This window comes from Agrobacterium sp. CFBP 3001, assembly GCF_027871605.1.
GTDB lineage: Bacteria > Pseudomonadota > Alphaproteobacteria > Rhizobiales > Rhizobiaceae > Agrobacterium > Agrobacterium leguminum.
The window spans coordinates 1-902 of record NZ_JAQAHD010000060.1; the positions used below are offsets into that span (position 1 = coordinate 1).

Below are 902 nucleotides of genomic sequence, written 5' to 3' on the forward strand. Positions count from 1 at the left end.
CGCAAGGAGGCAGCTAACCACGGTAGGGTCAGCGACTGGGGTGAAGTCGTAACAAGGTAGCCGTAGGGGAACCTGCGGCTGGATCACCTCCTTTCTAAGGAAGCTGTGGAATTGGTAAGACGCCTGATCTGATCAGGATGAACCTTCCCGTGCTTTTTAGAACATAGATGGCGCCAGTCAGGCGACCATCGAAACGTAATACGCCACGGAAGTGCTTAGCACTCGGATGGTATGGCGAGGTTCGCCGTCCACGTTTCTCTTTCTTCAAGAAGGATATAAACCTTTGGTTTGTGCTCACGCGCTGTTCGCCCCTTTGGGGCTGCGCTCCGCGAGGGCGCCGGACGACCGGCGACGGACTATCGTCCTGTATGGGTGGTTGATCGAGACTTTGTTTTGATTGGCCTGCCGGTGCACAGAGATGGGCCCGTAGCTCAGTTGGTTAGAGCACACGCTTGATAAGCGTGAGGTCGGAAGTTCAAGTCTTCCCGGGCCCACCATTGGTTTTTAGATTTACCTGATCCCTGGCGGTTTGACTGTCGGGTGTTTGCGATGGTTGGGGCTGTAGCTCAGCTGGGAGAGCACCTGCTTTGCAAGCAGGGGGTCAGCGGTTCGATCCCGCTCAGCTCCACCAATCGCTAGCGCGATTGTGGGAGTTCTGTCCTCACGCTGACGCGATCTTCGATCGCTACGCTGCGGACGGCGCGCGCCACGAGGCGCGACGGACTATCGTCCTGTATGGGCGGATTGATCGTCGGTATTGATATCCTTCTGGAGAAATAAAAGTTTGCATCGTCCTGCTAAGGATTGATGCCTGTTCTGAATACATTGTGAAGAGAAGATATGTCTGGAAGCTTCCAGGTGTTTTGAGCCCTTGTGGTTTGAAGCGTCCGAGCCCAGTCCCA

The 902-nt window shown here is 55.2% G+C and carries 2 tRNA genes and 1 rRNA gene; all 3 read left to right on the top strand.

From position 1 onward, the window contains the following. Nucleotides 1–94 (top strand): 16S ribosomal RNA (locus PH605_RS25270); the annotation flags it as partial. A gap of 326 nt (nt 95–420) precedes the next feature. Further along, nucleotides 421–497 (top strand) — tRNA-Ile (locus PH605_RS25275). A gap of 58 nt (nt 498–555) precedes the next feature. Continuing rightward, nucleotides 556–631 (top strand) — tRNA-Ala (locus PH605_RS25280). Nucleotides 632–902: the final 271 nt, after the last annotated feature.